Genomic DNA, 24202 nt, shown 5'->3' with positions numbered 1-24202 from the left:
AAACTCGAATCGGTAAACGTCGGGCGACGCGGGCTCATCCGGGCTCCCCCGGCGTTCCGAGTTCCAGGACCGCGCCCGCGGGGCTGGGCGGATTGACGTACAGCCGGTGCCCGGGCGGCAGTTGGGCCAGTACGTCGGCCACGGTCCGGCGCGCGAAGGCGAAGCCGCCGACGAGGCCGAGGTGGAGGTCGGAGGTGAAGACGGGGACCACCGGCGTGCCTTCGGTCGCCGTGGCGGTCACCGGCGATCCGTCGGGCAGTGTGAGCACCGCGACCTCCGCGTCGGCCAGCGCGTCGGCCACGTCCTCGGGCGGTCCGTAGCCGGTGACGGCCAGTTGGAGGGCGGCGTCGACGGCGTCCGTGGGTTCCGGCCAGCCGAGGGTCTCGGGGGAGGGGCGGTAGGCGTCGTTGTCCTCCCACCCCTCGATCTCCCCGCCGGCTCCGGAACGCCACCGGCCGACCACGGCGAAGTCCGGCGGCACGCCCTCACCGTGCCAGCCCGGATCGATCGCGCTGATCCAGTGGTCCGGGGCGAGCCGGGCGGCCTCCACGATCTCCTCGGGAGGCTCAGGCGGCTCGGGCACCTCGGATGCCTCGGGCACATCGGGCGGCCCAGGCACCTCGGGTGCCTCCCATGCCTCCAACGCGGAACTCACTGTCGCGACTCCAACGGTTCGTCGACTGGCGCGGCATCGAAGTGCCGTACCCCGCCGTCCGGTTCGGTGATCGTGATGCGGATGCCGAGATCGGCCGCGGCCAGGGTGGCGGCGATCTCCGTGACGGTGGCGCCGCGGTCGCCCCACTGTCGCAGCAGCCGGTACCGCTGGGCGAGGGAGAGCGTGAGCTCCCCGGGAGACAGCCCTCCCGCGAGCTCGCCGTACCCGCGTTGCTCGCCCCTCAACGGCACGCCCAGGGCGTCCAGTTCAGGGACGGTCGGCCTGCGGTCACCGGCCCAGCCGTCGGCGTCGAGGTGCGGGACACGCGCCGCCGCGTCGGGTGCGGCCAGCCGGGCCTCGACCCAGTGGTGCAGCGCGCCGGCGGGGTCCGGCCCGGTGAGCAGGGCGCCCAGGCCGGTTTCGTGGGCGCGGCCGGGCGCCAGGGTGGCCAGCCCGTCCGCCAGGGCGCCCGGCAACCAGTCGCCGTCATCAGTGAGGTGACGCAGGGGCAGCTCGATGTCGTCCAAGACGGCGGCGGACGTCCCCACGGGTACGGCGGGCACGGCGGGCACGGCGGCCGGCTGCGCGAGTCGCTTGGGGCGGGACGTACTCCAGTCCCCGTTCCTGTTGGACGACGTGGTGGTCATCACGAGGCTGGCCGTGTGTGTCGCCGCGTCCACCTGGAGGGCGAGCGGGTGCCGGGTCGAGATCACCACGCGGTTGACGGCGTCACGGCTCGCGAGGACGTTGCCGAACGCTCGCGTGGCCGCTCCGAGACCCACCGGGACGATCCGCGCCTGGTCGGGGGGTATCGCCAGCAGGATCGGGTCGTGTCGGAGCACTTCGGCGATCTCCTCGTAGGGCACGGACCGGGTGGTTCCGTCGGGCCACGGCCAGGCGACCGTGCCCGGCTCGGTACCCGGGACGAGGACCAGGACGTTCGGCTGGCCGAGATCGGGCCCGGCGGCCCACGGAGTCGCGTAGGGCGGCTGGGCGCTCCCGCCCCGCGGGTCGACGACGGTGTACTGCCCGGTGTCGAGCAGGCCGGAGCGGGTGCCCGGCGACCAGTTCCGCCCGATCGGGAGGCCGTTCGCCGCGAAGACGCGGTTGGCGGGGTTCAGCGCGCCGTGCCGTTCCAGGTCGTGGGCGGCGAGCGCGACCGGGTTGTGGACGTCACGGCCGACCCCCGCCGCCGCGGCCGCCGTCCACAGCAACGCCTCCTGGTGCGCGGGCGCGCGGGGGTCCGTCCCCGCCGGCAGGTGCAGCGCCCGCATCGTGAGTGCGTCCGCGTCGGGATGGTTCTCCACCGCCTCGACGGCCCTGACGGTGGCCCACAGCAGCCACTGGCGGTCAGCCGGGGTGGCATTCCAGCCGGGCGGGATGCCCAGCACCTCCCTGGCCCGTGCGTCCAGGTCACCCGTGGCCAGCAGCTCCCGCGCCCGGTCCACGGCGGGCAGGGGGACGAACCCGGACAGCGTGGCCCGGCCGTCGGCGTCCAGGGCGGCACGCGCCGCCCCGAGCGCGGCGCGCACGTCGGCCGGGTCCAGGGACGGGGGCAGGGGGGTGCCGGGTCGGGGGTGCTGTCCGGTGTGCGCCCAGGTGACCCGCTCCAGCAGGTCCAGGGTGAACGCCTCGGTGCCCGTGTGGGCCGGGTCCTGCCGTCGCAGGATCTCCAGGGCGGCGAGGTCGCGCAGCAGCGCGCGGTAGGCGTTCCGGTCGTCCTCCACGGTGACGCCGTAGACGATGCGCAGGGCGCGCACCAGCCGCAGGGTGGTGTCCCGTCTCTCCTCCACGTCGAGCGCGAGGCCGCCGAGGCCGGTGGTCTCGGCGAGGGCGTCCAGTTCGGCGTCCTCGGGTTCCGGCCGTACCTCGTCCCAGTCGGCCTGGTCCCCGTGGGCGGACGTGTAGATGCCCTGCGCGGCGCCGCCGCCGAGGTTCTGGAAGTAGTGCGTCCGGCTGGGGGTGAAGACGACGCGCCGGAGTACCTTGACGAAGTTCTGGGCGACGGACGGCGTCCCGAGCGGATCGGCGACGAAGGGCGTGGGGCTGTCGTAGGCGAACGGCTCCCTGCTGGCCCGCGCGGAACCCCAGCAGCTGATGAGCACGACCGGCACACGGGCGTCGAGCCGCTTCAGACTGGGCCGCCTGCGGACGTGCAAGGCGATGTCCTCGCTCCGCACGCTTCCGGGGGCGATGCCGGGAACGTGGACGCGCGGTACGCCGGGCGCTGTGTGCATCCACACGATGTAGACCTTGCGCCCCCGCCACGGCACGCTGATGGGCGCGCCGATCCGCATCTGGGTGACGGCGTCGGTGGGATGCCACTCGGTGGACGTCACCACGTCCGCGACGGACGTCTCGCGCAGCCACTGGTCGACGCGGTCCATCAGCATCACGCCGACGGACCGGCTGTCGAGAGCCATGGTGACGCTCGTGATGTCGCGGAGGGAGAACCGGGTTCCGTCGAGCGCCGTCACCAGGTCCTCGGGACCGTCGGACGAGTCGCTGTCGCTCCAGTCGAAGTCGTCCGGCTCGCTCACGATCCAGCTGCCCAGCGGCATCCTGGCGTCACGGTTGTCGAACACCTTGACGCGTCGGCGGGAGGGGTCCGGACCCGCGCCCAGGACGACGGTGCCGGTGTGTGCCCACACCGGCCGTCCGGTACGCGAGGCGACCATGGCGGGCAGTTCCCGCCCCATGTCGGCGGCCTTCGGCGAAGGCAGGACGACGGACACCCGGGGGTCGGCTTTCGCCAGGGCGGGATCCATGCCGGCGAGTTCGGCGAACACCCTCCGGGGAACCCACCACCGTCTGCCGTCGGGCAGCGCCAGTTCGACCCTCTTGTGGTCGCCGTCCGCGGTGGCGAACGTGAACGGGTCGGGGGAGCCGGCGGGCTCCGTCCAGGGCGCGCGGACCGGCTGGTGCGGGGCGGCGCGGTTCGCCGCGTACACCACGTCGTACGAGGAGAGGTCGACGCCGCCGCGCGTCGTACTGCCCGTCCAGTTACGGCCGCCCTGGGGAGTGCCGTCCGGCGCGGTGAACAGGGTGTCGTCCCCGAACAGGCCCTGCCGGCTCAGGTGGAAGGCCGTCAGGGCCGCCACGCTGGTGGCCTGCCCGGCGGCAGTCGCGGCGATCACGAGGTCGTACAGGGCGCGCAGCTCGTCCGGTAGGACGTAGGTGCCGGCGTCGGTGTCGCCGCCGCTGTCGGTGTCGCTGTCGGTGCCGGTGCCGGTGCCGGGGGAGACGGCGGTCGGGTCGAAGTGGGGGTGGAGTGGCACCAGGTCCGCGATCTCTTCGAGGCTCTGGGAGTCCGGCTGGGGATCGACGAGCGCCAGCTTCGGGAACAGCCGCTCCAGCGTGTCGACCGCGCCTGACAGCCGCGACCGCTCGATATCGATCACCGCCCGGCGTCGCTCGGGCCGCCCGGCCGTCGGGCCGCCCGTCGGGACGCCGCGGCCCCCGCTGAGCGTGAAGATCGGGAAGTCGTCCACGTCGATCTCCCTGCCCCGGCGCGCCCGCGCCGCGGCCAACGCCGGTCCCGACGCGGCCAGTTCCCGGGCTATCGCGGTGCGCAACGCGTGCACCACGGCCTTCGCCCGGTCCAGACCGGTCTCCCGCGCCTGCTGGACCGTGCCGGAACCGATGGCGAACCGGGGACCGTTGCCGTAGCCGGTGACGGTGACCGGGGGGACGCCGAGCCCGGCGGCGAGGTCGCGCAGCCCGTCGGCCACGAGCGCCTTCGCCAGAGCGTCGATCTTCGGGAGCTGGTCCCGGTCGAGTTCCTTGCGCGCGTTGAGGAAGTCGATGTAGGGACGGGCCGGCGCCGGCACCGGTACGGCGGCGGTCACGGAGAGCCTGTCGGCGGGGGCCGGGGCGGGGGGCGTGGTCGGGGTCGGGGCCGGTGGGGGCGGCGCGGGCAGGGGCACGTCCTCCTCGCCGGACTCCTCGCCGTCCTCCTCGCCGGACAGGGCACTGGACTCCACCGGGGCGACCGGGCCCACCGGTGCGATCGGGCCCACCGGTGCGATCGGGCCCACCGGGGCCAGGGTGTGCGGCTGTGGCCGGTACCTCCCCTCGACCTCGTCCCAGAACGCGCGGAAGCCCGCCCAGAGTTCGTGCTCCGCCTGGGTCTGCTCCACCGGGTTCGCCGGACCCGCCTCCTGCGGATCCGTGCCGAACAGCCGCTCCAGGATCGGCAGCAGGGCCGGCTCGTGCGTCCGTACCCAGGCCGCCTCGTTGTTCCGAGGCCGGCCGGTGTACTCGTCCGTCCCGGCGTTCGACCCCAGGTACGCGTTCACCGCCTGCGCGAAGTACTCGTACTCGTTCATCGAGGAGTAGTTGTTGGTCGCCTTGCCGGCCAGGTTCCGCCGTATGCCGTCCGGCCACTCCACGTCGAGCGGATCGACGCCCGGCGGCGGGTTCAGCTTGGCCAGGTAGGAATCCCTGATGACCTTCCGGTCGGCATCGTCGAGCACGTACAGGTGGATCGCGTGCGCGACCTCGTGATCGGTCGTGGAGTAGCCGTCCTCGTAAGCGTGCGCGTCCGGCACACTCGTGTCCTCACCGAGGAGGTTCTCCTCCGGCACCGTGATGGCCCGCCTGCCGCTGCTGCCCCGCTGGGTGTCCCAGGTACGCGCGTACCCCTTGGCGATCGGCTTCCCCGTGAGATGCCGGAACGCGCTCAGCGCGGTCATCGCCACGTCCTTGGGCACCACCACGACCCGCATACCGCTCTTCAGCAGCGAGGCGGCCACCCCCGGATCGACGAGCATCCGCGCGATCCGCGCCCGCGCCGCCTCCCTCGCCGACACCGGCTGATCCGGCATCGGCGCACCGGGACCGTCCTGTACGACGACCATCAACTGAGCCGCCGTCTCGGCGAACTCCTCCGCGGACAGGCCCCGCCGCAGCCCCTCCACCGACACCGGATCCGACACCAGGTCCCGCCGCTGCTCGGGCGACAGCAGCGACACCGCCCGGAACCGGTCCTCCCGCCCCATCCCCACCAGCCGCGACTCGAACTCTTGCACCGGACCGGCCACTTCACCGGTCACCACCGCGCGCGGCAGCATCCGGCCGCCCACCGGACCAGGCTGAGGCAGCCCTTCGGACACCGCAGCCTCGGACACCGGAGCCTCGGACATCGCAGCCACCGAGGCCGCAGCCCCCGAACCCGGAGCCGGCGGAGCCGAGTACACCGGCTGCTCCATGGCCCGGTACGCCGCCAGCAACTGGCCCAGCAGAGCCGGGCTCAGCTCCGTGGCCCAGCCCGCCGGCGCGGCGAAGGCCGCCGCGACCCGTGCCAGCTCCGCCCACGTCAACGGTCCCATATTGCGCTCCACCGCCTGCCGCTCCAGCGCCCCGAAGCCCAGGAGCAGCACCCGGAACTCCGGGTCCAGCGCGGGATTGGTGTCGATGTCGACGCCGTGGAGCTGCCGCATCGCCCGTATCCACCGCAGGACCCGCGTCGTCCGGTCCTCCAGGTTCGGTGGCAGCCCCGCGTCGTCCGCCCACGCCGACAAGGCGTCCGGGCCCGGCTCCGGGGGGAACGCCAGATAGTGGAACACCGGGTTGTCCGGATCATCTATCTTGGTCAGATACGGCGGATTCGTGTCCCCGGTCACATTCTGGTTCGCGTCCGAGGTGAACACCGTCCGCGCGTTCCAGGTCGCCACGACCGACGCGCCCGGCACCCGCTCCAGCGGATCGGTATTCGCCGGCAGCCTCCCCAGCTGACATGACACCGCCCACACCGGCCAGTCCGCCGGAGCGGACAACAGGGCGATCTGGCGCTCCAGGAACGCTGCCATCTCGTCGTCCGGCACCGTGTGGTTCTGCCCCGTGCTCCGCCGGGGCAGGCTCGCGCTCCCCTCTCTGCCGTGCGCCAGGATGACGATCGCGTCGGTCAGGCTCCTCGGCAGCGGCAGGAGGGGACCCGTTCTGGCGGTGGAGATCCCCGGCAGGTACTCGCTCTGGTCGACGTAGTGCCGGATCTGCGACACATTCTGCAGATCGTCCTCTCGGAGAGCCATTTCCGGGGCGTCCATCAGCACCAGCCCGGTCAGCCGCTGCCTGTCGGGCGTGGTCAACGCGAACATCTCCACGTCGTCATCCGAGAACCTCGAACCGTCCGACGCCTTCACCACACCCCGCGAACCACCCGGAACCTGCCCCGGCCGACTCGGAACCCACGCCCCCACCGGGTACGCCCCCGGGGGATCCGACTCCGCGAAGGCCACGCGCCGCCAGGGCGGGTCGGCCGAAGGCTGCAACCGGAGACTGCCGTACATGGACCAGACCCGCCCCCCGATGCGGTCGGCCACCAGACTGGGCAACGTCCTCATGCCCGCGCCCGCGTCCTGCACCAGCAGCACCACCGGAGCACCCGGCGGCCGCAGGGGGTCGTACGCCACCAGCTCCGCCAGCTCCTCGTACGGCACCTCGACCGGGTTGCCGTCCCCGTCGCGCACCACGACCATGCCCGGGTCACCGGGCTCCGCCACCACCACGTACGGCGAGCCCTGCCAGGGCGGCGGCGACCACTCCAGACCGCGCCGCTCCTCCCGCCCCACGAGGTCCACCAGCAGGTCCAGAGCCTGCCCGGTCCAGTTCCGTCCCAGGAACGAGCCGTGCCAGCCGGTCATCGCACTCGCGTCCCCCAGCGCCCCCGCCCGGTGCAACTGGTACGCCGCCACCGCGTGCAGACTGTGCGCACGCCCGGCCTGGTACGCCTCCGCCGCCACCGACAGCGCGTCGAAATACAGCGCACGCGTCATCTCCACCGAACCACGCAGGTGCAGAATCCGCCGCGTGATCCGCTTCATCTCCCGGGGGCTGTCGATCGGACGGTTCCCCCGCGCGTACGCCAGCGCCGCCAGCCCGCGCAGCATCACGTCGTACCGCTCCGGGTGGTTGGCCGGGATGTTCGCCACCGCTGACCCGAACACGTCACGCAGTATCTGAGGCACCCGCGCCCCCTGGCCCGGAGCCGGCGGCGCGGGCAACGGTATGTCCTCCTCTACGGCGGTGTCGCTCGACTCCGTCCCCGAAAGGGAAGCGGAGGCCGTGGGGACGCGAGGCGCGGGCGGCGGGGCGGGCGGGTCCGCTTCCGGCGACGGCACGATCCGTACGTCGCCCGTCGTGTCCGGCAGCGGGATACGGACGGCGGGGTCGCTGTCCGCCCCGGCCGTCTCGTCCGGCACCAGGTACATGTGCGTCCCCGCCGGGTCCACGACGAGTGTGTGCGGCACGGGTGCGGGGTCCAGCGAGGCCATCCGGTACCACTGCCCGTCCGGGTCGGCGAGGGTGCCGAGCCAGCCGCTGTCCCCGCGCAGGAAGGCGCCGTCGGGCGCGTCGGGCGTCGGCGCGTGGACGAAGTCGTCGCCGTACCGCAGCCAGCCGTCCGGTGACAGGGTCCGGGGCGGAGTGCCGTCGCCGGAGGGCAGCTCGATCTCTCCGCCGCTGTTGACCTCGTACCGGCCGTCGACTCCCGGGCGCCGGTAGGTGAACCACCGCTCCGGCTGCTTGCCCTTGCCTCTGGACGGGGACGCGGGCGCCTCCCGTGCGGGCACCTCGGTCCGGCCGCCGCGACGCGGACCCCCGACGGTCAGCCGGTGGCCGATCGGCCACTGCCGCGCGAACGGGTCCGGGGTGGTGTCCGTCGTCGTCCCGAACGCGTCGCCGGGCTCTCGGGGCGGCAGGCCGAGGTCCTGTCGAAGCTGGTCGGCGAGCGCCTGCGTGTAATCCCGCTTCCCGTCCGCCACGAGCAGATCGGCGACCTCCCGTACGGCATCGCGGAAACCTTCCCCGGCATACCGGGAGTCGGCGAGCACGGGGTGCGACTGCGACGTCGACGGCATGACCATGCCGACCGCGTCGTCCCAGGCCCGTCGGGTGGCTTCCGGGTCGGTGTCGGGCGTCCCGCTCGCGAAGTCCGCGTACGCCTGGTCCCAGATCCCCCGGGTCTCACGGGTCTCACGGGTCTCACGGGCCGGGATGATGTCGACGACCGGCGACTCCTCCGTCGTCACCACCGGGACGACCGGGACCACCGGGGCTGTCGTCACCACCGGGAACCGGGGGCCGGAGCCGGGCTCTGCCGTGGGCGGTACCAGGGAGGGCGGCGCGAGGAGGCTGCGCACCAGGATCTTGCCTTCCAGGCCGTCGGCGAGCCGCCCGGTGCCCGGGTCGACCGGCAGCATGCCGTAGAGGCCGCCCGGGACCTGCATCCGGACCGTGCCGTAGGGACCGGTGACGACGACTGAGACGTCGAACCGGTAGTTACGGTACGGCCGTTGGCCTTCCTTGTTGCGTTCGTCGGTGTCGCCCATCGCGGACGAGCGCTTGTCGCCGTCCACCCAGCTCTTGACGGTGACCGGCGTCCGGTTGATCAGGGTGTCATGGCCGACCTCCCCGCCCAGCTCGGGCCCGAACGAGACGTTCCAGCCCTTGGCCCGCTCGGACTCGTGCTTGGGCTCCTCGTCCTCCTGGGCATACCTCCGCTGCTTGATCACCGTGCCGACCGGCGGGCCCAGGATCTCGGCGCGGTCCAGGTCCAGACCGACGAGGACCTCCTCGTTGCCGACCTGCACCTTGTACTCGTGCTTCAGCAGATCCTCGATGTTCGGCCGCAGCATGTTGGCGCCGGTTGAGTGGTCGTAGCGCAGCCCGGCCCGGGTGGTGGAGTGGAGTCCGGACACATGCGGTGGCGCCGTCACGTTCGGCGGGGTGCGGTGGCGTACGGCGGTGAGGGCGGCCCAGCGCGCGATCGACGCGGCGGCCGGTACCGACCACGGGTGCAGCCCCTCCACCAGCGCCTGGGGTAGTGCCTGCCGGGGGACGGGAGTCACCGGTTGCCTTCGGCTGCCCTCGGGCGGCGGTGTCCAGGTGACGTCTGTCTCGCGCGGTGTGACGAGGTCGATGTCGGCCGAGGGCTGGTCGGTCTCGACCGTCAGGTGCCGGGGGACCAGCAGCCTGATGGTGCTGCCCTCTACGAGCGGGCTGTTGCCCTCGGTGCCGTCTCCGGCGTCGTACCAGCGGAAGACGGACCGGTCGGAGGCCGGGGCGCCGGTGTAGAGGCGGGTGATCTTCCCGGGGGCCCGCGCGGGCACGGTCAACACCTCGGGGAGTTCGGTGGAGATGCCCGTCTCGACCCGGAAGGTGATGTCGTGCTCGAACTCCTCGGACGCGTCACGCGGGTTGGCCCGGTAGATCGAGACCGTCTTCTTCGCCTCCTCGTCGGTCCTGCTCCGGGAACTGACGTAGTCGACACCGCCTTCCACGCCGCCGTGCACCGAACCGCCGGTGCCCGCACGGGCCCGGACGTCGATACCGCCGCCGCTCTCCCGCCCCGAGGTCTCGCTCTCCCCGGTCTCGTGCTCCGACTCGCCGCGCAGCGTGAGCTTGATCTCGTCGCGGGACCGCTGAGCGGTCTCGGCACCGAGCCGGGTCGCGGTGACCTTCACCCACAGATAGCGGGTGCTGCCGAACGGCCCCGGGATCGGCAGCCAGCGACTCACCCCCTGGTTCGTGGTCAGCGCGGGCGTGTCCGCATGCAAGGCGCCCGAGGAGAACGATGAACGCAGCGTCCGCATCAGCAGGTTGGGGCGTGCGGCGACCTCCGGGCCGCTCTCCGTCGTGAGCACCTTCTGCTGCCGCAGCCGGGCGGTGATCTCGTCCAGCACGCCGTCCGCGCGCAGGACTTCCGCGTGCCCGATGCCGGCGATCAGGTCGGGACTGAGATACGTCCGATGGGACGGAACCCGGGTGTCGGGCTGATCCGGCGGGGTGTTCCGCTGGTTTTCGTTCTCGTTCTCGTCGTCCGGGGGAGGCGTGATCGTGATCGACGGGATCGGCTGTGGGTCCGGGACGGGCGGCTCCTCCAGGTCCACCACCTCCGGCGCCTCGGTGACCGTGATCTCCGGAACCGGACGCGGCGTCGGATTGCCCGGAGGCTGGATGTCGGCGAGCCGACGCTCGGGGACGAGCAGGTCCAGCGCCTCGTCGGCGGTGAGGTAGCGGGTCATCTCGGTCAGCTCGTCGCCCCGCCACCGTACGTAGGTGACCTGGAACACCGGTGTCGTCCGCAGGGTGTGGACCTGACCGCCGTAGGTCGCCCGGGTGATGTCGATGCGCCCGTCCAGCTCCGAGTTGCCGCTGGTGCGGGTCATGCCCGTCTCGCCGTGGCCCATGAACGTCAGTCGGCCGCCGGGGCCGTGGTGTTCGCCGTGCGAGGCGTCGGCGCCGAACCGGAACTGCGGTCCGACGACGCCGTCGACCCCCAGCCCCAACTCCCGGTCCTTGTCCTTCGCCTGGGTCGCGGCTCCTTGCAGGTAGTGCTCGACCTCGACGTCGTCGCGGCTTCCGAGGTCGGTCGGGGCGTGGGTGTGGAGTTTGATCCGGAAGGCCTGCTTGTGGCGGCCGTCCTTGGGCAGTTCGGTCTCGTGCCCGAAGCGGCTGGTCAGGTCGTCGAAGCGGGAGCTGAGGACCACCGGGTGTGCCAGGTCCCGGATCTCCTCCGGCCAGTTCTCGGGTTCGTGCAGCCAGCTCTCCGGGAGACCGTTCCCCTGGGCGTACATGCGGGCGGCGAGCTGTGCCAGTTCCGGCAGCAGGTGGAAGGCCGGGTAGAGGCCGTGGGTGCCGGTGTCGAAGTCCAGCGACCGCTCGATCCGCGGCTCGGCCATGGTGACCTGGACGTTGCCCGCCTGCCGGGCCTGGTCCAGGTTCATCGGGACCTTGGGCGCGTGCTCCTGAGGGTTGGCGACGCGGGCGACGACGGGCAGTTTCCCGGCGAGGTACGACGGCTTGCCGGTCTCCGGGGTGACGGTCCACCACACTGTCATCGAGTACCGGTGCTCGTCGACCTTCCCGCCCGTCTCGGTGCGCCGGTATCCCTTCGACAGGCTCTTGAACTTCGCCGTCCTGCTCCACGAGGCACGGAACACGCCGCGCAACGCGCCCAGTTGGATGCGCATCGAGGGAATCTTGAGGTGCAGTGAACCGAGGTTCAGCTCATGCTCTTGAATCGCGATGAGCGCCCCGCCGCCGAACGCGATGTGTCCCTTGGTGGCCCGGCCCCGGTCGCCGGTGACCGTCGCGCCGTTCACCACACGGGCGTTGACCTTCATCTCGTACGTGTCGCCGGTCGGGTTGGTGTCCGAATTCACCGGTCCGGTCAGCGGGTTGGGCCCGTCGACGCGGTGGCCCCACTTCACCTTCGCCGAGACCTTGTAGGTACGTCCGCCCACCTCTATCCGCCGGTGGACGCCGAGGAGGGCCTGGTGCGGGTCGGACTCCAGGGCGGGGCGGCTGTAGAACATGGCCAGGTCCCGGTCGGCGGTGGCCCAGTCGCTCTTGGTCGCCTTCTTGGCGCCGACCGCGTTGTCGTGGAGTTGCCCGATGGCGTCGCGGAGGTCGCTCTGGAGGGCTTCGGTGCCCGGCAGCGCGATCGGCATGCTGAATCCGAGGCCGCGTCGCGAGGCCAGGGCGAGTGGCTCGCGCGGGTCGGGCGGGAACAGCTGGTCGCGCGGGGTCGTCCCCATGCCGAGCCGGAACGGGCGCAGCCGGCTCGGCAGGCTCCTCAGCCGCCGGGCCCGGGGCGGGGTGTACACCTTGTGCCGTGGGCCGGTCGTGTCGCCGTTCGTCGGACGCAGGTCGGCGGTCCACTGCCGGCCGACCGTCCGGTGGACGAAGTCGGCCGCCTCCCGCTGGGGCACGCTCAGTTCGGAGTCCGTGGTCACGTCCACCGGGGCGACGGTGTGGGTGCTGGACTCCACGGTCGCCGTCAGCCGCAGCCCGGTGTGGTAGCGGGACTGGTCACCGCGGATGTTCAGCACGGTGTGGCTCAGATGCCCGGTGTCCAGGGAGTAGCCGCCGCTGCGATGACTGCTGACCGCGGCGCCGAACGCCGGGACCAGACCTGTCGCCGTGACCTTCTCGTGGCCCTTCGAGTCCTCGACGTCGCCGTGGCCCCCGGAGTCCGTGACATGGCCGGAGACGGGGTCCTCCGCCGGTTCGGCGCTCAGGTTGCCGACGCCGGCCGTGTTGTAGCCGCCGCCGAGGCCACCGGTCGACGAACCCTTGCTCACCGCCGTCCGGTTGTAACCCGACCCGATGTCGTCCCGCGTACCGATGCTGCTGTCGCCGAGGTACTGAAGACTGTCGATCTCGGCCTTCAACCGCACATGGCCACGGAACTTCTTGCCCATCAGCGACCCGTGCACCTCGGTGCTGTCCGAAGTGTCCCCGCTCGACCACCAGTTGTAGCGGTTCCGGGCCGTCAGCTCACTCAGGAAGCCGGGAGCGGAGTCCATCCCCCACCCCCGCATCACCTTGCGCACCGACGGCGCCGGCAGCCCGGCCGCCAGCAGGTTCCGGTGCAGCCCGGCGATCACCGGCGTCATGTTGACCGCGTGCAGCAACTCCCGTGCCTGCGAAGGGTCGTTCCGCCGTCCCGGCACCGTCGGCCGTACCGCCACCGGCACATCCGGATCGGGCCGATGCCCGTCCGCCGACGAGTACGGCCCCGGCAACCGCACCGGCAACCGGTCGGGCACCGTAACCCTGCTGCCGGGCGGCGTCACCTCCTCGCCGCCCACGAAGACCCGCATCTCCAGACCCGCGGTGAAGTCGTTGAACTCATTGATGAACGGCTTACGGCCGGACAGGACCGTACGCGCCCAGCCACTCGCCTTCGTCTTCGCGGAGCTGATGTCCACCTGTGGCGCGGCCACCCCGGCGACCGTCGCGGCCACTTTCGCACCCAGGTTCAGGCCGGTGAACAGCAACGTCGAGAAGCCCTGGATGGTCTCCTTCGACGTCTCGCCACCGGTCTGCGTCGAACCGAAACCCACCGGGTAGTCCTTGACACCGTCGCCCTCGACGGGCGGGACGAACGTCAGATCGCGCAGCATCGGCCGTAGCCACACCAGCCGCCCGTCCACCACCACCGTGCGCCCGACCGAGAGCACGTCGTCCCAGTCGCTCGCCTTCTTCGTCACCAGCAGATCCGCGATCGCGTCCCGGATCCCGGCCCGCAGCCCGTCCGACGAACGCCCCGGCCCCGGATCGGGCAGCACCAGCCCCTGGCTGATCTGCTCCGCCCACAGGTCGGCCCACGGCCTCGTGAACTTCAGGTCCTTGACCGAGTCCGCCACGATCGCCTGGCCCATCGCGTCATGGGACAGGTACCAGGGCGTACGGTCCGGTGCCGTGCCCTCCAGCGGGATGCTGACCGCGCTGTCGCCCTCGGCCCCGGAATCCCCGGAATCCCCGGAAGCCCCGGCCGTCTCGTCCGCCCCGGTCGGCACCAGGTACATGTGCGTCCCCGCCGGGTCCACCACGAGCGTGTACGGCACGGGCGCGGACCCCGGCGCGTTCATCCTGTCCCGCAGCGCGTCCGGGTCGGCGAGGGTGCCGAGCCACCCGCTGTCTCCGCGCAGGAAGGCGCCGTCGGGCGCGTCGGCCGTCGGCATCTGGACGAAGTCGTCGCCGAACCGCAGCCAGCCCTCCGGCGGCAGCGTCACCGTCGGGGTGTCGCCGTCGGCGGGCAGGTCGATCTCTCCCCCGGTACTGACCTGGTACGTGTACTCCGGCACCTGGCCGTACGGAGTCGTGCGCCGGTAGGTGAACCACCGCTCCGGCTGCTTGCCCTTGCCCGTGGAGGGGGATGGCGGCGCTTCCGCCGCGGGCACCTCGGTGAGGCCGCCGCTCCGCGGACCGTCGAGAGTGACCGCACGGCCGATCGGCAGCCGCTGCCCGAACGGATCCCGAGCGGTGTCCGGCGTCCTCGTACCTTCGCCGGGCGGCGGGGCGGAGACGGGCGTCGGCGGCGGTGCGTGGGACGACTCCGCCGCCGACCCCGCCGGGGCGGTGATCGTGCGCGGTACGCCGCCGCCGCGCCCCTTGCCGCGCAGGCCGAGGCCCTGCCGACGCTGGTCGGCGAGCGCCCGCGCCTCGTTCCGCGTCCCGCCCGCCACCAGCAGAGCGGCGACGTCTCGTACAGCGCCCCGGAGCTCGCCCCCGGCATGACGGGAGTCGGCGAGCACGGGGTGCAACTCCAGCGGCATGACCAGAGGGACGGCCATGTCCCAGGCCTGCCGGGTGGCTTCCGGGTCGGCGTCGGGCGTCTCGCTCGCGAAGTCCGCGTACGCCTGGTCCCAGATCCGCCGGGTCGCCCGGGCCGCGACGGCGTGGAGCGCCTTGGGCCAGGTGTCGGACTCGGACTCGGCCATCACGGTCCGGACCTGGTCGACGGGATCGTCGGCGTCGTATATGCCGTCGGGGTCGGAGATGCCGAGGCCGGAGAGATCGTCCGGAAGATCGCGCTCCGTCACCTGCTCCGCGATCCACCGACGCTGCTCCTCGTCACGTTCCACCACCGGGACGATGTCGAGGGGCGGCGCCTCGTCCGTCGATGTCGTCGGCACGGGCACGGGCACGGTCACTGGTGGCGCGGGCGGAATGGCCGGGGTGGTGGTGGGCCTGAGGAGGTCCACTTGGGTTTCCAGGTCGCCGGCGAGCAGGCTGGGGCCGTCGTCGGGCCCGATGGTGGTCCGGTCGATCGGGAGCATGCCGTAGAGGCCGCCCGGGACCTGCATCCGGACCGTGCCGTAGGGACCGGTGACGACGACTGAGACGTCGAACCGGTAGTTGCGGTACGGCCGTTGGCCTTCCTTGTTGCGTTCGTCGGTGTCGCCCATCGCGGACGAGCGCTTGTCGCCGTCCACCCAGCTCTTGACGGTGACCGGGGTCCGGTTGATCACGCTGTTGTGGCCGACCTCCCCGCCCAGCTCGGGCCCGAACGAGACGTTCCAGCCCTTGGCCCGCTCGGACTCGGTCTTCGGCTCCTCGTCCTCCTGGACATACGTCCGCTGCTTGATCACCGTGCCGTCCACCGGGCCCAGCATCTCGGCACTGTCCAGGTCCAGACCGACGAGGACCTTCTCGTTCCCGACCTGAACCTCGTACGTGTGCTTCAGCAGTTCGTCGATACGAGGCCGCAGCATGTTGGCGCCGGTCGAGTGGTCGTAGCGCAGCCCGGCCCGGGTGGTGGAGTGGAGCCCGGACACGTGCGGCGGCGCCGTCACGTCCGGCGGGGTGCGGTGGCGTACGGCGGTCAGGGCGGCCCAGCGCGCGATCGACGCCGCCGCCGGTACCGACCAGGGGTGCAGCCCGTCCAGCAACGCCTGGGGCGGCGCCTGCCGGGGGGCGGACGTCACCGGTTGCCTTTGGCTGCCCTCGGGCGGCGGTGTCCAGGTGACGTCTGTCTCGCGCGGTGTGACGAGGTCGATGTCGGCCGAGGGCTGGTCGGTCTCGACCGTCAGGTGCCGGGGGACCAGCAGCCTGATGGTGCTGCCCTCTACGAGCGGGCTGTTGCCCTCGGTGCCGTCTCCGGCGTCGTACCAGCGGAAGACGGACCGGTCGGAGGCCGGGGCGCCGGTGTAGAGGCGGGTGATCTTCCCGGGGGCCCGCGCGGGCACGGTCAGCGCTTCCGGGAGTTCGGTGGAGATGCCCGTCTCGACGCGGAAGGTGATGTCGTGCTCGAACTCCTCGGACGCGTCACGCGGGTTGGCCCGGAAGATCTTGACCTTCTTCTTCGCCTCCGCCTCGACCCGGGCCCGGGAACTGACGTAGTCGACACCGCCTTCCACACCGCCGTGCACCGAACCACCGGTGCCCGCACGGGCTCGGACGTCGATACCGCCGCCGCTCTCCCGGCCCGAGGTCTCGCTCTCCTCCTCCTCGTGCTCCGCCTGGCCGCGCAGCGTGAGCTTGATGTCGTCACGCGACCGCTGAGCGGTCTCGGCACCGAGCCGGGTCGCGGTCACCTTCACCCACAGATAGCGGGTGCTGCCGAACGGCCCCGGGATCGGCAGCCAGCGGCTGACGCCCTGGTTCGTGGTCAGCGCGGGCGTGTCGGACTGCAACGCGTCCGAGGAGAACGACGAACGCAGCGTCCGCATCAGCAGGTTGGGGCGTGCGGCGACCTCCGGGCCGCTCTCCGTCGTGAGCACCTTCTGCTGCCGCAGCCGGGCGGTGATCTCGTCCAGCACACCGTCCGCGCGCAGGACTTCCGCGTGCCCGATGCCGGTGATCAGGTCGGGACTGAGATACGTCCGATGCGGCGGAACCCGGGTGTCGGGCTGATCCCGCCCGCCGTCCTCCTCGGTGTCCTGCTCGGTGTTCTCCCCGGTGTCCTGCTCGGTGTCCTGCTGGTTGTCCTGTTCGTTCTCGTCGTCCTGCGGTGGGGTGACCGTGATCTCCGGAACCGGATGCGGCGTCGAGTCGGCGGGGGGCTGGATGTCGGCGAGCCGGCGCTCGGGGACGAGCAGGTCCAGCGCCTCGCGGGCTGTGAGGTACCGGGTCGTCTCGTCGAGCGTGTCGCCCCGCCACCGTACGTAGGTGACTTGGAACACCGGGGTCGTCCGCAGGGTGTGGACCTGTCCGCCGTAGGTCGCCCGGGTGATGTCGATGCGTCCGTCCAGCTCCGAGTTGCCGCTGGTGCGGGTCATGCCCGTCTCGCCGTGGCCCATGAAGGTCAGTCGGCCGCCGGGGCCGTGGTGTTCGCCGTGCGAGGCGTCGGCGCCGAACCGGAACTGCGGTCCGACGACGCCGTCGACCCCCAGCCCCAACTCCCGGTCCTTGTCCTTCGCCTGGGTCGCGGCTCCTTGCAGGTAGTGCTCGACCTCGACGTCGTCGCGGCTTCCGAGGTCGGTCGGGGCGTGGGTGTGGAGTTTGATCCGGAAGGCCTGCTTGTGGCGGCCGTCCTTGGGCAGTTCGGTCTCGTGCCCGAAGCGGCCGGACATGTCCCCGAAGCGGGAGCCGAGGACCACCGGGTGTGCCAGGTCCCGGATCTCCTCGGGCCACCCGGACGGATCCCGCAGCCAGCTCTGCGGGAGACCGTTGCCGTTGGCGTACATGCGGGCGGCGAGCTGTGCCAGTTCCGGCAGCAGGTGGAAGGCCGGGTAGAGGCCGTGGGTGCCGGTGTCGAAGTCCAGCGACCGCTCGATCCGCGGCCGGGCCGTGGTGACCTGGACGCTACCGGCCTGCCGGGCCTGGTCCAGGGTCATCGGGTCCTTGGGCGCGTGCTCCTGGGGGTTGGCGACGCGGGCGACGATGGGTAGATTTCCGCCGATGTGCGACGGTTTGCCGGTCTCCGGGGTGACGGTCCACTGCACCGTCATCGAGTACCGGTGCTCGTCGACCTTCCCGCCCGTCTCGGTGCGCCGGTATCCCTTCGACAGGCTCTTGAACTTCGCCGTCCTGCTCCACGAGGCACGGAACACCCCGCGAAATGCGCCCAGTTGGATGCGCATCGAGGGAATCCTGAGGTGCAGTGAACCCAGGTTCAGCTCATGCTCTTGAATCGCGATGAGCGCCCCGCCGCCGAACGCGATGTGTCCCTTGGTGGCCCGGCCCCGGTCGCCGGTGACTGTCGCGCCGTTCACCACACGGGCGTTGACCTTCATCTCATAGGTGTCGCCGGTCGGGTTGGTGTCCGAATTCACCGGTCCGGTCAGCGGGTTGGGCCCGTCGACGCGGTGGCCCCACTTCATCTTCGCCGAGACCTTGTAGGTACGTCCGCCCACCTCTATCCGCCGGTGGACGCCGAGGAGTGCCTGGTGCGGGTCGGACTCCAGGGCGGGGCGGCTGTAGAACATGGCCAGGTCCCGGTCGGCGGTGGCCCAGTCGCTCTTGGTCGCTTTCTTGGCGCCGACCGCGTTGTCGTGGAGTTGCCCGATGGCGTCGCGGAGGTCGCTCTGGAGGGCTTCGGTGCCCGGCAGCGCGATCGGCATGCTGAATCCGAGGCCGCGCCGTGAGGCCAGGGCGAGCGGCTCACGCGGGTCGGGCGGCGGCACGAGCTGTCTCTGGGTCGTCCCCATGCCCAGCCGCAACGGGGGCCGCGGGATCGGCAGTTTCCGCACCTGCCGGGGGCGGGGCGGGGTGTACACCTTGTGCTGTCGGCCGGTCGTGTCGCCGTTCGTCGGACGCAGGTCGGCGGTCCACTGCCGGCCGACCGTCCGGTGGACGAAGTCGGCCGCCTCCCGCTGGGGCACGCTCAGTTCGGAGTCCGTGGTCACCACCACCGGGGCGACGGTGTGCGTGCTGGACTCCACCGTCGCGGTCAGCCGCAGCCCGGTGTGGTAGCGGGACTGAACGCCGCGGATGTTCAGCACGGTGTGGCTCAGATGCCCGGTGTCCAGGGAGTAGCCCCCGCTGCGATGGCTGCTGACCGCGGCGCCGAACGCCGGGACCAGACCCGTCGCCGTGACCTTCTCGTGGCCCTTCGAGTCCTCGACGTCGCCGTGGCCCCCGGAGTCCGTGACATGGCCGGAGACGGGGTCCTCCGCCGGTTCGGCGCTCAGGTTGCCGACCCCGGCCGTGTTGTAGCCGCCGCCGAGGCCACCGGTCGACGAACCCTTGCTCACGGACGTCCGGTTGGTACCCGACCCGATGTCGTCCCGCGTACCGACATCCGAGTCACCCACATACGCGAGACTGTCGATCTCGGCCTTCAACCGCACATGGCCGCGGAACTTCTTGCCCATCAGCGGCCCGTGCACCTCGACACTGTTGGACGTGTCCCCGCTCGACCACCAGTTGTACCGGTTCCGGGCAGTCTGCTCGCTCAGGAAACCCTTGCTGGACTCCATCTCCAGTCCCGCCATGACCTTCCGCACCGACGGCGCCGGCAGCCCGGCCGCCAGCAGGTTCCGGTGCAGCCCGGCGATGACCGGCGTCATGTTGACGACGTTCAGCAACTCCCGTGCCTGCGAAGGGTCGTTCCGCCGTCCCGGCACCGTCGGCCGTACCGCCACCGGCGCCTCCGGATCGGGCCGGTCGCCGTTCGCCGACGAATACGGCCCCGGCAGCTTGACCTGCAACCGCTCGGGCACCGTGACCCTGCGACCGGGCGGCGTCACCTCCTCGCCGCCCACGAAGACCCGCATCTCCAGACCCGCGGTGAACAGGTTGAAGTCATTGATGAACGGCTTACGGCCGGACAGGACCGTACGCGACCAGCCGATCGCCTTCGTCTTCGCCGAACCCCACAGCAGCTGCGGAGCGGCCACACCGGCGATCGTCGCGGCCGCGCGGGTGCCCAGGTCCAGGGCGGTGAACAGCAGGGAGTCGAAGCCCTGGATCGTCTCGTGCGAGGTCTCGCCACCGGTCTGGGTCGAGCCGAAACCCACCGGGTACTCATTGACGCCGTCGCCCTCGACGGGCGGGACGAAGGCCAGGCCGCGCACCATCGGCCGCAGCCACACCAACCGCCCGTCCACCACCAGCGTGCGGCCGACCGCGAGCAGGTCGTCCCACGCCGACGGCTTCTTCGTCACCAGCAGATCCGCGATCGCGTCCCTGATCCCGGACCGCAGCCCGTCCGACGAACCCCCCGGACCGGGATCGGGCAGCACCAGCCTCTGGCTGATCCGCCCGGCCCACAGATAGGCCGTACGCCTAGTGAACGCCATGTCCTTGACCGAGTCCGCCACGATGGCCTGCCCCATCGCGTCGTACTCCATGTACCAAGGCGTATGGTCGGCCGGCTCATCATCCGGCGGCGTCACCGTGATCGTCGGAATGGGCGGCGGGGGCGGCGGAGCCTGCTCGGTCACGGGCTCGGACCGGGGCTCGGGTTCCGGGTCGGGGTCGGGGTCGGGGTCGGTTCGGGGTTCGGTCTCCGGGTCGGGCTCCGGTTCGGCTTCGGGGATCACCGGCGTATCGGCGTCCGTCGACGTGGCCGTGACCGTCGGAATGGGCGGCGGGGGCCGCAGGGGCGGGGGTGGCGGAACCTGCTCGGTCGCGGGCTCGGACCGGGGCTCGGGTTCCGGGTCGGGCTCCAGGTCGGCTTCGGGTATCACCGGCGTATCGGTGTCCGTCGACGTGACCGTGATCGTCGGAATGGGCGGCGGGGGCCGCAGGGGTGGCGGAACCTGCTCGGTCACGGGCTCGGATCGGAGCTCGGGTTCCGGTTCGGGGTCGGTTTTGGGCTCCGGCTCTGGCTGGGAGTCGGTTTCGGGCTCCGGTTCGGCTTCGGGTACGGGTACGGGTACGGGTATCGCCGGTGTCTCGGCGTCCGGCGGTGTGACCGTGATCGTCGGAATGGGCGGCGGGGGCACCGGCTCGGAGTCGGTCCGGACCTCGGGCTGCGGCTCGGGGGTGGGGGCGGACTCGGTGCGGGGCCTGGGCTCAGGTGTTGCATCGGTTGCCGTGACGACCGGTGTGGGGGTCGGTACGGGCGTGGGGGAGAGGTCCGTCAGCTCCACCCACTCGGTCCCCTGAGTGTCCTCCTCCGAGCCGAAGGGCACGGTGCCGCGCGCGCCGCCACGGAGGCGGGGACGCAGGCCGAGGTCCATCCGGATACGGTCGGCCAGCACGATCGCCGCGTCCCGCCCGCCCCCCGTCACCAGTACGTCCGCGACCTGCCGTACGGCGCCCCGGAACTCCTCACCGGCATGCCGGGAGTCGGCGAGCACGGGGTGCAGCTCCAGCGGCAGCACCAGCCCGACGGCCGAGTCCCACGCACGGGACGGGTCCTTGGCCGGGTTCCCGGTCGCGTCCTCCGGCACGGACGTCGCGAAGTCGTCGTACGACTCCTGCCACACCCGCCGTGTCGCGTTCGCGGCGACGACGTCAAGCTCCTGCGGCCACGATCCGGGCCGCACCATCAGCAGCTTGGCCTGGTCGACCTGGGACAACCCGCTGCCGTGCAAGGGGAGTCGCTGACCGCTCCCGAGCTGGGCCTGCGCCCGCAGCTCGGGAGTGCTCACCCCGGCCGCGCTCAGATCGTCGAGACCGACGGTGCCGTCGACGTCGAGATCCGGCATGCCGGTGGGCAGATCCCCGGGCGACACCTGCTGGGCGATCCACTGACGCTGGCCGTCGTCACGGGGGACCATCGGAACGACGGGGGACCGGATGTCCGGTGCCTGGGCGTTCGGATCCACGCCCAGGTCCCGCAAGTGGTTCTCGATCTCGGCGACTTGCCCCCGGGCATGCTCGGCGTCGGCAGTGGCCGCTTCAAGGCCGGCGATGTCGTGGCTGCTCCCCACGCCCGTCTCGATACGGTGCCGAAGCTCCTTGACGGTGTCGACGGCGTCCGCGAACTCCCGTACCGCGTCCGCGTGTTCGTCACGTACGGCGCCGATGTCGATGTCGACGTCAGGGACGGTGCCGCCGTGTTCGCCGCCCACGATGTCGACGTCCCCGTGGAACTCCGGTTCGCGGGACTTGCCCTTGGCGTTGCCGTCGGGGGTGGCCGCGGGTGAGTTCTGTGCGCGATGACCGGTCGCGTCCGACGGGGTGGTGGTGGAGGAGGACGTGGTCACCGGGGTCGGGGACACGGCCGGGGGCGCGTTCAGGTCCTGGCCCTGGCTCTCGTTCTGGTTCTGGTTCTGGTTCTGGTTCTGGTGAGTCTGTACGTCGGTGTCGGCATCGGTGTCTGTGTCGAGGTCCGTGCTCGTCTGACTGTCCGTGTCGCTCTCGAAGCCGCTGTCGTCAGCGTCAGCGTCGCCGTACGCGTTGCGATCACCGCTGGCGGTGCTGAAATCTCCGGACAGCCCCTTGGGCGAAGCCGGAGTCGGCGTCGTGGCGTCGCCGTCCGAGCTCGTCAGGCTCTCCGTGTCGCTCTCGTAGCCGCTGTCATAGCCGCTCTCGCTACCGTCGACGTCATTTTCGCCGTACGCGTTTCGGCCGCCGTTGTTGGTGCCGGTGTCTGTGGACAGGCCCTGGGACGACCCGTTGGAGGACGTGGGAACGGAGGTGAGCGGCGTGTCGCTGCTGACCGTGGACGGACGGTCAGCGAGGTTGCCCGTCGCGGTGTCGAAGCCCTGCGCCTGCCCGGAAGAGCCGGTGACGTCCGAGACCGCCGAGGACGAGGTGACCGGGGTGACCGGGGTGACCGGGGTGCCGCTCGTGGCGTCGCCGAGGGGGGTGTCCACGTCGAGGTCGCCGTTCAGGTTCCCGGAACTCGAGTTCAGGCCTTCGGTGTTGCCGTTCAGGCCCACGGAGTTCCGGTTGACGCCGCTGGAGTTGGCGTTGCTGTTCAGGCCACTCGAACTCCCGTTGAAGCCGGCGACGTTCCCGGTGAGGCTTCCCACGTTCCCGTCGAGGCTTCCGACGTTCCCCTCGACGCCGTTGGAGGTTCCGCTGCCGAGGGTTCCGTTGCTGCCAGAGCTGCCGTTGCTGTTCAGGCCCTCTGAGGTCCCGTTGACGTTTCCGGTGTCGAAGTTCGTCTCCAGGCTCGACAGGTCGGGCGTGGACGAGGAGCCGCCCTCTGGACTGTCGGGCGTCTCGGAGCGGTTGGTCCCGTCTCCCGAGCCGCCGGAGCGGTTGCCGCCCCCGCCTCCGCCCCCGCTCCCGTCCCAGGTGTTCGTGCCCACGGAACTGCCGCTGTCGCTCTGGAACGCGTTGGACCTGAATTTGTTGGGGTTCAGGTAGTCGTGCCCGAAGTACCTGCCCAGCGAGCCCATCACGTTCGAGATGCCCGCCTCCAGGCCCCCCTCGACGCCTTCGCTGATTCCGGAACCCACGAAGGTCGTCCAGCCTGAGTTGCCCAGGACGGCCAACTCGGCCAAGTACTCGGATCCACCGTTGGCGAGGAACTGCCCGGGCTGATCCCTGATTCTCCATTCTTCGGGATCGACGAATTCGCCGTTGCTGTTGCCGCTGCCGTTCTTGTTGCCGCCCGATCCGTTCGGGAGGCCGCCGTAATTCCCGTCGATATCGTTATTGTGACTGCCGTCCGGGATGCCATCCCTGTCGCCCCAGTGGTTGTTGGGGCCGTTGATGTAGGAGCTGTCGAAATCGGTGTCCCACTTTTTCGGCGGGTCCTTCAGCGTGTTGTTGAAAATGTTGTCGATACCGTTGGTGATCTTCCTCGCGATGTCGCTGAAGATCGACCCGAACAGACCGGCCACCGCACCGAAGAACGAGCTGAACGCGACGGCCCCCCAGTCGACATGGTCGGGCCGTTGTCCTTCCGGGCCCCACTTCATCAGGGACAGCCGGACGATCAGGGTGAAGAACGCCTCCTCGACCGCCTCCGTGAGGGTCGGAAGGACATGCACACGCGTGGCGAGCTGGAGCAGGATCACCAGCATCCGGGCCCTGGCGACCATTTTGTGCATGGCGATCGCGCTGGCCGAGGTGCCGCCGGTGAAGTACGACAGCGCGGTGAGGACGGCGATCTCCACCGCCAGCCTGATCAGCTCGGCGATGAGCCCCCACTTGGCCTCGCGGACGTCCATGGCCGTCTTCCGCAGCCCGCCGGCCACGTCGTCCATGCCGATGGTGAACTGGTCGAGATACGGCAGTATCTCGTTCATCGCCTCGATGAACTGCGTCCCGATTTCCCCGGGCAGTGCCTCGCCGGCGAAGTCGATGGCCTGGCGTATCTTCGCCTTCAGGGCGACGACGCGCGCCTTGGTGGCCAGAAAGTTGACGCCCTTCTGGTTGGTTTCGTCGTCGTCCGTTTCGGGGAACAGCTCGCCCGTGAGAATGAAGAACAGGGCCCTCTGCCATTCATTCGGCATAATAGCCACG

The 24202-nt window shown here is 71.3% G+C and carries 2 protein-coding genes; both read right to left on the bottom strand.

The features are described from left to right. Positions 1-34: 34 nt before the first annotated feature. Positions 35-655 carry a type VII secretion system-associated protein gene (locus LUX31_RS19275; protein WP_235476023.1) on the bottom strand — a complete coding sequence of 207 codons (621 nt, stop codon included), beginning with the start codon at positions 653-655 and terminating at the stop codon, positions 35-37. Then, positions 652-24192, bottom strand: coding sequence for a lonely Cys domain-containing protein (locus tag LUX31_RS19270; RefSeq protein WP_235476022.1), 23541 nt, complete (start codon positions 24190-24192; stop codon positions 652-654). The genes LUX31_RS19275 and LUX31_RS19270 overlap by 4 nt, the downstream gene beginning before the upstream one ends. Between the last annotated feature and the right edge of the window lie 10 nt (positions 24193-24202).

It is taken from the genome of Streptomyces sp. GQFP (assembly GCF_021545335.1).
Classification (GTDB): Bacteria; Actinomycetota; Actinomycetes; order Streptomycetales; family Streptomycetaceae; genus Streptomyces.
This window is presented reverse-complemented; position numbering and strand designations above follow the sequence as displayed.